Annotated in this window: 9 protein-coding genes; all 9 read right to left on the reverse strand. The window is 57.1% G+C overall.

The features are described 5' to 3' along the window. Nucleotides 1-288: 288 nt before the first annotated feature. A complete protein-coding gene (locus tag ACZ9XP_RS11210) occupies nt 289-723 on the reverse strand; it encodes a hypothetical protein (RefSeq protein WP_147682183.1) in 435 nt (144 codons plus the stop codon). Nucleotides 724-792: 69 nt separating this feature from the next. Further along, nucleotides 793-1,281: a hypothetical protein gene (locus tag ACZ9XP_RS11215; RefSeq protein ID WP_147682184.1), complete on the reverse strand. Its 489-nt coding sequence runs from the start codon at nt 1,279-1,281 to the stop codon at nt 793-795. Continuing rightward, entirely contained in the window at nt 1,278-4,412 is a 3,135-nt protein-coding gene (locus ACZ9XP_RS11220) for a hemagglutinin repeat-containing protein (RefSeq protein WP_465188474.1), read from the reverse strand. The genes ACZ9XP_RS11215 and ACZ9XP_RS11220 overlap by 4 nt, the downstream gene beginning before the upstream one ends. Nucleotides 4,413-4,416: 4 nt before the next feature. Continuing rightward, nucleotides 4,417-5,298 (reverse strand): PoNe immunity protein domain-containing protein, encoded by an 882-nt coding sequence (locus ACZ9XP_RS11225; protein ID WP_147682186.1) that lies wholly within the window; start codon nt 5,296-5,298, stop codon nt 4,417-4,419. Then, nucleotides 5,295-6,518 carry a VENN motif pre-toxin domain-containing protein gene (locus ACZ9XP_RS11230; RefSeq protein ID WP_465188476.1) on the reverse strand — a complete coding sequence of 408 codons (1,224 nt, stop codon included), beginning with the start codon at nt 6,516-6,518 and terminating at the stop codon, nt 5,295-5,297. Before ACZ9XP_RS11230 ends, ACZ9XP_RS11225 begins: the two co-directional genes overlap by 4 nt. A gap of 39 nt (nt 6,519-6,557) precedes the next feature. Continuing rightward, on the reverse strand, nt 6,558-6,929 hold the full coding sequence (locus tag ACZ9XP_RS11235; RefSeq protein WP_465188477.1) for a hypothetical protein: 372 nt from the start codon (nt 6,927-6,929) through the stop codon (nt 6,558-6,560). Between the two features lie 76 nt (nt 6,930-7,005). Beyond that, a complete protein-coding gene (locus ACZ9XP_RS11240; RefSeq protein WP_147682189.1) occupies nt 7,006-7,377 on the reverse strand; it encodes a hypothetical protein in 372 nt (123 codons plus the stop codon). A gap of 1 nt (nt 7,378) precedes the next feature. After that, nucleotides 7,379-8,494 (reverse strand): glycohydrolase toxin TNT-related protein, encoded by a 1,116-nt coding sequence (locus tag ACZ9XP_RS11245; RefSeq protein ID WP_465188482.1) that lies wholly within the window; start codon nt 8,492-8,494, stop codon nt 7,379-7,381. After that, on the reverse strand, nt 8,407-9,515 hold a 1,109-nt coding region (locus ACZ9XP_RS11250; protein WP_465188478.1), incomplete at its 5' end, for a hemagglutinin repeat-containing protein. The genes ACZ9XP_RS11250 and ACZ9XP_RS11245, both read right to left, overlap by 88 nt.

Consider the following 9,515-nt stretch of genomic DNA (forward strand, 5'->3'; position numbering starts at 1 on the left):
TAGGCTGCGCATCCTTACAAAATATACAAGTGAATCTGTGCTTATTTTGCAATCGATCCAGGTCTTGCCTTGCAGAGAGTTGTCTTGCAAGGGATTCTATTGAGCACGTCGGGGGCATGCCTTGCTCCGGTGAAATAGCCATCAGCATCCGACATGCAGGAGCATTACGTGGTTGGCCGTAGCTGGTGACGCATTGCACACTGGCGACGGCTGCCTTGCAGCGTGGTATCGCTGCCGCTGCTCAGCGTGAGTTGCTGGCCGACATTGACGTGGGTGATGCTGGGAAGCTTACGGTGAAGGGGCTATCACTTCGACTGCCAGCCCCCGGCTTTGTGCCGTAGTCACAATCTCTGCAAAAGCGTTGGCATCACCGACAATCACCAACTTGCCTCTGCTTGGCAAGTTGGTGCCAGCATCGTTGATGGCCCGACGAATGGTGGCTGCCGTAACGCGCTCTGATTGCCCCGCTACCACCACCGGTTTTTGATTACTACATTGCAGCAGCGTCACCAGCGCGGTAGAGCTAGTCGAGGCTGACGTGCCCAAGGCAGCCACCATCAGGGCATTGGTCAGCTCATTGCTGGATGCCTCCACATACAACACGTTGCTGTCTGCGTACCTGGCCTGAGCCGTTCGGATGGCCTGCTCTGGCGAGATGCTTGCACACGCTGTTAATAGCAAGGCTAATGCAAGACACACCGTATATTTCACTTTGGTTTTCATAGGAAAATCCTTACCAGATATTGAAACAAGCTCACTTTGCCAAGACTGCACCCGCTTTACAGCCTGCCATCATTTCTTCACGCTCGGCACCACCACAGGCTGACACTGCGGGTATTTTCTGGCCCATTCTGTCTTGCAATAAGGACTATTAAGCCGCCTTTCAACACTAGGCTCTGGTGGCGGTGTATTGGGATCACAAGCATGCTCTATTGCTTTAATCTGTTCTATTGTCTTGCGCTGCCTGAACTGCTCAGCCAAGCCTTGCCTGCAAGAATACCGACTTCCGTAATGACTACTATAACCCTGCTTCTCCATACATCGCTCAACCATAATGATCGATGCTTCATCATTATCACCCCAATACTCGTATGTACGAAAATCTTTGGTTGAAGGCCATGGATAGCCGCACTCCAATAAAGCAGCCATAACCTGCTGTATGTGTACAGGCTTGCTTTTCTGCCATATTTCAAAATCATCAGGAGGTGGCTGAAATGCGCTCCTGCAGCCAGCAAGCATAGAAAAAGCTACCGCTACTGAAATTAGCAACTGACTATTCATGGCGCAGCTCCTTGATTTAGCAACTCTGGCCGTGCCGGCTTCGCAATCGGTTTTCTTATCTTATTATCCCCCCAAAATGGATTGCACTTGGCATCGCCACTGCCATAACAGTTGTGTACCGTATTCTCCTGCCCGGTCACCGCTTTTATCTGCTCCAGCAAGATATTAGAACCATGAGGAATACTACCGCCCGTCCCCGCATTATTACCAACAACCGACCAACTGCCTACCGGGTCGACATCGTGATTCTGGAACATCAGCATGGCTTTGTTTTTTTCTTCCGGACTCATGCTGTCCCGATTTTGTAGCCAGGCCAGCAGTTCATCGGCATGGCGCACGTTATAGGCAGGCCCATAGAAATTGACGGTAGTCTTGCTTAATGTGCCTTGCGCCGCCGGCTCTTTGGTCAAGGACGTCATGGCATTACCCACTGTCATGCTGCCCCGACTATGACCGTCTAGCTGCAAGCCGCTTTGCCCGTATTGCTGCATCGCGTTCTTTACCTCCTGCGTAGCATTGGTCAGGCCAAACACATCCCCTTCCAGATGCTTTTGATACGCGGCGATCAACAGCTCTGACACTATGTTATTGGCCTCGGGAAAATGAATAAAATACGTCGCGCCATTGTTTTGATCGGCATATTTCGCTGCAGCCGACGGGTCCAGCTCACTGCCGTTAAAGATACCATTATTGGCAATATGCACTTTGCCATCCGCACCTGGTTTCAGATTGGCTTTTTCCTCATTGCTTAGCTCTCTGAATTGGGGTTTGCCCTGTTCATCTTTCAGCACAGCGCCATCTTCTCCCCTGGCCACGGTATACATCTTCGCTTCGGTCAAAAACATCTTCTTGAAAGCGCCATCGGTAAACGCCACCGCTGTTTTGAACAGCAGCATATTGTCTGCCTGCTTTTGCTGTGCCTGTTGCTCCAGCGCGACCACGTCCGGCTTAGCCAGCGCACGGTGTGCGTCGGCGGTATCCGTACTCACCGTCTGGCCCTGGCTATCCAGCAGTGTGGCCTGGCTGCTATCGGTAGTCTTGCCCGCTACGCTGATCTGCGCTGCACTAATGGCACTGTGCGTCGTGCTGTTATCGCTCTGGCTGGCGCCCCCTTGGTTAAGCAGGTTGCCGGCAATGGCTTTGCTGGCTGCGTATTTACCATCCAGCATGCCCGTGCCCACGCTCAACCCGCTGCTGCTAGCACTGGCGCTCATGCTGTTGCTGATATGGCTGGTGGTGAGCGTGGCCGTTTGTAGCGTGTTGCGGCTAGCGTCGGCCTGGCTGGCGATAACTGCACCCTTAAGGTCGGTATTACCCTGTACCGTTATATGGAAGCCACCATCGCCTGCCTGAATACCGCTTTGCTCAAACACGCTGCGGTATTGGCTATCACTGTTCTGCTTGGCCAGATTGATGCTGGCATTACCACCGCTACCCACCAGTGGCACGCTGGCGGTGATGCCTGTCGAACGTTGTGTTGCCTGGCTGGTGGCGGTGTCTTGCAGGCTTTCTACGTTGAGGTTGCGGCCAACGTTGGCCACCACTTGCGGTGCACTGATGGTGGCGCCACGCACGGTGGTATCGCTGCCGCTATCGAGGGTGAGCTGCTGGCCTGCGCTGATATGGCTGTTGTTATAGGTGGTGCTGTCAGCATTAGACTGGCCCTTGCCACGGCTGGCGGCCACGTCTGCGCTCAAACCCGCACTACCTTCCCCTATCCCCACACTGACACCCAGGCTGGCGGCGCTACTGCTATTGCTGCTACGGTTGCTTTCCGTGGATGCACTGGCTGTCAGGTTGATGGCCTGTGCGGCCTTCAACGCCAGCACTTGTGCAGCCTGCACCGAGCTGCCCTGCACGGTAAGGTCGGCTTGCGTGGCATTCAGCCTGATATCACCCCCTGCTTTGAGCATGGACGCTGCGGCAGTATCACTATTGCTCAGACTGTGACTCTGACTCTGGCTTGATCCTACGCTTACGCTGACTTTGATACCGCTGGCAGCCGCTGCGCCGGGCTGGCCATCACTCCCCATCACGCCATTGCGGCCTGCAGCTTGCGACACTGCCTTACCTTGTTCAATCAGATCTGCACCTGCGGCATAAGTCATTAGTGCATTCAATGCCTGATTGCGTTGGTTGCCGGCGCTGGCTGCTGCTTTACCAGCCTGCAATGTGTTCTGCGCCATATCCAGCACCCCGCCCCCCAAGCCTACAGTCAAGCCGCTTTGCTTGCTGTAGCTGCTGCTGTCAACGCGGGTTTGCTGGTGCGCTTCTTCGATGGTGAGGCTTTGCGCCTGTACGTCGATGTCGCCCTGCGGCGTCAGTACGCTGGAACCGGTCTGGCGGTAGGCCTGGCCGGCCTGTATCGACACATCGCCCTGCACGCTGCCGATAGTGCTGCCCACCGCTTGGGTGGTGGTGACGGTGTTGGCGTTGCCTTGCTGCGCTTTGCCGACGGTAAAGCCCAAGCCGCCGCTGCTCGTCAGGCCGGATTTTTTCTCGTCGCGGCTGTGGCTTTCGCTGCTGCTGTTCTGTGCGGCGGCGAGGGTGACGTTGCCTGTCGCTTTTAGGGTGGTGGCCTGGTCGCTGGCGATGCTGCTGCCGGTGACATTGATGTCCTTGTCGGCGTTGATGGTGACTGTCTGGCCGGAGAGCTGGCTGCCTATGGCCTGGGTTTGGTCCAGCGTGTCGCGGGTGGTGGTGGTTTTACGGGACAGCGCGCCGTTGCTGCCACTGTACTGGTGGCTTTCGTCTACTTGCACGCGGCTCTGGCCGGCGTCCAGCTGTACATTGCCGGTGGCTTGCAGGCTGATGGCGCCGGCCTGGCTGCCCAGGTTGGCCGCGGTGCTGTGTACGTTGCCGCCGGCTTTCAGCGTGATGTCACCCGCGCTGGCAATGCTGCTGCCAACGTCCTGGCTTTGGCTATCGCTGCGGGCGTTGTTGCCTTGCCATTGCAGCTGGTTGCTGCTGCCGGTCTGGACGGTGGCCAGGGTGAAGTTTTGCCCAGCTTGCAGCTGGGCAAGGCCGCCGGCAGCATCGTTTTGCAAGTTGGTCGCGGTAAGGGTGAAGTGGCGCCCGGCGCTGGCCCAGTGTATGCGGCCAACCTTGGCAGGCAGCTGCGCCTGACGCATTCGCTTAGCCGCTCCGGCTACCGAACAGCCGGGTAAGCCAGCCTGCTTTCGGCGCTTCCCGCTGCGGGTGGGTGCTGGGGCCATCCGGCCGCAGCAAGTCGCCGGGATAGTGCTCGTGCCCCAGGCACAGGCTGTCGTCCAGCCCAAAGGCCTTAACCGTCGCCACAGCCTCGATGCACCAGCGACCAAAGTAGCTGCCCATCTCCAGCGGGTTCAATACCGGGTCGCCATAGATGTACCAGAACGGCTCGATGGTGGGCGCCTTTTTGTTCCTGGGCGCGGGGCGCTTGAGCTCGGGATACCAATGGTCAACGAAGTCTCGCAGCAAGCCAGCCTGCTGATCTGCCGAGGCATCCACTGCCTTGAGCAGCCGCGCGTAGGGCTTGGCGTGCAGCAGTTTGGTGCCGACACGCCGCGTCGGCGTCCGGGTGGCGATCACCCGGTCGAGCAACACATCGTCCCCTTCGCCGCCAATCAGCGTGATCAAGCGCTGCCACTGTGCTTCGGGTATCTCCAGCGCCAGCGCCAAACCCACCAGCCAGAAGCACCAGTTGTAGTGGTTGAGATTTGACAGGGAGAAGTCCCAGTCGCGGCAGGTTTGCCAGCCGTGCTCTTTACAGACCTCGTCACTCAAGCGGTTGGACAGTTCCCAAGCATCGAGTAGACCAGGGAAGTGCTGGGACAAGTCGCGGATGGGGGCGCCGGAGGAGTAAAGCCTTAACAAAAGTCGGAGGCGATCATTGACACCACCCCACACAAACTCCGGTCTATAAGTCGGATTCTCTGATGGTGACGAAAGTTTTTTTCCAACATCTTTCAGCCATGAGTGGTCTTTCTCAATCCATTCATTCCAGTATTCATAGCTCCCTATTGGCGCACGGATCATGGCCTTGCTCCTGATAGATTCAACCTCGGAAGAACAATCTTCGAGGTGTCTATCGGTTTGGGTTTGCCTACCGCATCCAAAACTTGCAACGCCGTTGAACCATCAGGGCGTACGGTGACTACCCAGCTTTCCGCTCGGCCAGATTCAATGGATGCCTTCACGCTCCTTGCTTCGGCCAACGAACCCACCGCTTTCTCAATCCGCCCACTCCCTAGCATCCACGACAAACTCCCCTGCTTACCATCGTTGGTCGGCTTCAGGTAATCCGCCCCGGTTTTATTATCCGGCCCCACAAACTTGTATTCGATCATCACGTAGTCCACATCACGGCGGTTTACCTTGTACAAATCATCGATACCGGTCTCGCCCACGCCCGGTATCCGCGCCAGCTTTTCACCACCCGGCACAATAGCTTGTACCGTCTTCGGCCCGAACAGCTCGCCCATTAGGCCTTTTTGCTGATTACTGAGCTGCTTCATGTCCAGCAGCGCATGGCCTTGCATATCGAGTACGCCACCACTTTTCAGCAAAGCGTTGCGTGCTGCTATTTCAAGGCTCTCATCCAGTTTCTTCTCCAGCGCCAGCGCTGCTTCTCTGGATAACTGCCCGCCAGCCTTACCCAGCGTGGCGACGGTTTGCTCACCGACCTTCAGCGCCACACGAGCACTACCTACCACGGGTGCCACCAAGTTAGCCAGTTTGACAAACTCGACACCGGCTGCTGTCGCGCCATCCGGCCCGGCGTGCTCTAGTGCCTGCAAGTATGCCGAGTAAGTGCTTTCCAGTTGGGCCGCATAGCCCGCTGGCAGATTTTTCAGAATGGACGGGTTATCCAGTATGGCATTCACCACGCCGGGTATCTCCGGCAAGGCTTTAACCAGATCATTAAGCTCCAGCATCGCCCCCAAAGCCATACCAGATACCAAACGGGCATCCTGGCTGACATTGATAGACAGGTACTTGCCATGCACCCGTGCCTGACAGGTCAGGCTGCTTTTACACGCGTCGAGCTCTCTGCGGTATTGGTCTTTTTGCCAAGCCGCCAAGTAGTTGTTCTCCACCTCATTCTTCGCCCCCTGCCCACCCGCTAGCGCCGAGGCGGTGTTGCCGCCGGCCAACCCGCCCGCCAGGCTGCCGGCCAGTGTGGTGAGCGCGGCCACGGTGTCTTTCTGGCTTTCGCTCAGGTTGGCCGCATCGCTGCCGTACAGGTTTTGTGCCAAGGTGGCGGCGATGAGCGGGGCGCTGCCGGCGCCGTGAAGTTACGGCTCCATCTCAGGGAAGAGAGACCAGTCAATAGAACGACTTCCACCAGAAACGAGCCATACAAAATATTTCGCTGCAGAGTGGCTACTTTTGAAAATAGCAATCGCAGACTTGTTTCCTCTTTCAGATGCATAAATATAAAATTTATCATCCACCCATTCAAACCCATATGGCTCAACATTTACTTTTGAACCATAGCAAGTTGAATCCACCGTCCAATTAGGATTCTCGATTCCGACCAAAGCCGTATCTATTAATCTATAGACACGACCAATACTCTTCCTGACTGCATCGGCATGTGGATTCGAATGCCTCAATGGCGCATTGAATTCATCCGCAACATAGCCTGGAACAACAATAGTCTTCACAAGGCACCCTCTCAATATCAAAAAACACAGAACGACTCACAAGAAGCACACCCGAGAAAAATACAGCCCACCCAAATCAGGAAGTAGCGACAGACAAATCCAAAACAACCGCACCCACAGAGACATAATTGACAAAAATTTTAACCGCTCTAGAAATTTCACAGCACGGCACAATCAACAGCACATATTTCCCCCCGCGCTGAGCACCATAAATTACCACGACACCCTCCGAGTAATGAACATCAATCCCATAGTAAGTTCCAATTTCATAATCACCACCACCCATATTAAACACTTGATTACCAATTCGGAATTCGCAATCAACCCCTGCTTGCAATAGCGACTGTGCAGCTACAGCGAGATACCTTTCAACCGAAACACCATCGAAACCTCTTCGAAAATTATTCACATCATAGCCACCAATAGCATTAATTTTATCCATAATCATTTCAATCAACCCTCCTCAAATATCCATGCTCAATCAACTCACCTACCGTCATCCGCAATGCGCCTGCAGTAGTCTGATATTGAACACCCATGCCTGGCTCACCAAACCATGGCATGACCAGACTTTTCTCGACGGGGAGTGGCTTTAACACCACCAGCGTCACCAAAGGTCTAGAGTTACTACCTAATGGCAATGCGCGATTTGCATAGGGAACACCTTTCGGCGCAATGAAATCCGTATTACTCCCAATTAAGCCATAACGGTCAAGCTCTGTACCAATTGGCAACTTTATCTGCTCTTCCGTCCCCGGCACCTTACCATTTTCAGGCGGCCAAATTGTGTGGCCATTTTTATCTTTCCAGCCAGCCGCCTTGGCTTCGGCCATTTTCTCTGCCACTGCGTCAAAGCGATGGTCGTCCTTATGGATGGCAACTTCAACCAATCTGGCTTTAATTTTGATGGCATCGGCTTCTATGGCGGCACGTGAAAGCCTCAATGCAACTGCGGCATCACGGACTTCGCCGATGACTTTTGCCCCGCCCACACCGCCAGCCAACAGCTCGGTCAGCGCCCGGCCTTGTACTTCCGGGTTGTCACTTTGCAGACCGTCAATCAGCCTGGCAGGCAAGCCTGCCAGGCCCTCTGCCAACGCATTCGCCGTGGCAGACAAACCGTAGCGGTCGATGCTGGCAATCAATTCCACCGGCACGGTAACGGGTGACATCAGCAACTCGGTCAGCGCCTGGGTCATGCCTTTGTAACGGGTACCGTCATTTGCCTGCTCACGCTGCGTATCCAGTTTGCGCAGTAGCTGCACAACGGTACAGGCATTGTTATTGCCATCTGCACATTGCCGTTCAGCTTTTTTCTTCAGCTCGATTTCTTGTGGCCGAAGCCAGTTGTTCTCCACCTCATTCTTCGCCCCCTGCCCACCCGCTAGCGCCGAGGCGGCGTTGCCGCCGGCCAACCCGCCCGCCAGGCTGCCGGCCAGTGTGGTGAGCGCGGCCACGGTGTCTTTCTGGCTTTCGCTCAGGTTGGCCGCGTCGCTGCCGTACAGGTTTTGTGCCAAGGTGGCGGCGATGAGCGGGGCGCTGCCCGCGCCGGCCGCACCGGCCACGGCGTTGTCGCCTTTGGCGGCGGCCAGGGTGGCGCCCAGCAGGGCGTGCGCCATGGCGTTGGCGGCGGTGTTGACCTGGCCGGTGGCGGGTTCGGTGGTGAGCTGCTTGATCTGGCTGGCCAGGTAGGGTGCGGCAGCCCCAGCGATGGCAGCGCTGGCGTCCCCCCGGCCAGGCCTTGCAGCGCGGCGGTGACGGCGGTGATGGCTTGCTGCACGCTGCCGCCTTTGCCCCAGGTGGCTTGCAGTTGCTGGTAGTCGGCACTGTTGGCGTAGAGCGGGTCGGCTTTGGCGCGCTCGGTGGCGGCGTTCAGCTCGGCGCGTTTGTGGCTGTTGGCGATCTGCAGGGTTTGCTGGCCGATGTCGCCGATGAGCTGGATGGCTTGCAGGCGGTCGAGCTCGGCTTGTTTGTTGAAGATGGGGCTCAGGCCGTTGGCGGTGCCGCTGGCGTCGCGGCGCAGGGTGGCGGTGTCTTGCTGCTGCGCGGCGCTGTCGTGCACGGCAAGGCTGCCGGCGCTGATGGCGGCCAGCGTGGTGCTGCTGGCGCTGCCCTGGGTGTGGCCGCCGTTCAGGAGGGTGCTGGCGTTGCCCAGCGCGTTGGCGGCGAGGTTGCCGCTGGCACTGGCGCTGCTGCTGGCGCCAATGCTCTGGCTTTCCACGCGGTATTCGGCGCGGTTTTGCAGGTCTTGCCAGCCGAGGGTGGCGGTGCTGAGCTGGTTTTGCTCGGGGCTGGCGCTGCTGGCGATGACGGCGCCGTCTAGCTGGGTGTGGCTGCCCACTTGCACATTAAAGCCGCCCTGCCCGGCGTACAGCCCTGTTTGCTCGGCCACGCTCTGGTACTGGCTATCGATGCGCTGGCGGCTGAGGCTGGCGTTGACGCCGCCACCAGTACCGATGATGGCCACGCTGCCGCCGGCGCTGATGCTGCGCTGCTGGCTGGCGTAGTGGTCCTGGTCTTGCTGGCTGGTGAGGGTAAGGTTGCGGCCAACGTTGGCCGCGATGGTGTCGCCACTGGCCTGCGCAC

The organism is Vogesella perlucida, assembly GCF_979366545.1.

Bases quoted from the DNA above. Each gene is read 5' to 3' on its own strand.
- ACZ9XP_RS11225 (WP_147682186.1), bottom strand. From the start codon at position 5,298: ATGATCCGTGCGCCAATAGGGAGCTATGAATACTGGAATGAATGGATT.
- ACZ9XP_RS11220 (WP_465188474.1), bottom strand. From the start codon at position 4,412: ATGCGTCAGGCGCAGCTGCCTGCCAAGGTTGGCCGCATACACTGGGCC.
- ACZ9XP_RS11215 (WP_147682184.1), bottom strand. From the start codon at position 1,281: ATGAATAGTCAGTTGCTAATTTCAGTAGCGGTAGCTTTTTCTATGCTT.
- ACZ9XP_RS11210 (WP_147682183.1), bottom strand. From the start codon at position 723: ATGAAAACCAAAGTGAAATATACGGTGTGTCTTGCATTAGCCTTGCTA.
- ACZ9XP_RS11240 (WP_147682189.1), bottom strand. From the start codon at position 7,377: ATGATTATGGATAAAATTAATGCTATTGGTGGCTATGATGTGAATAAT.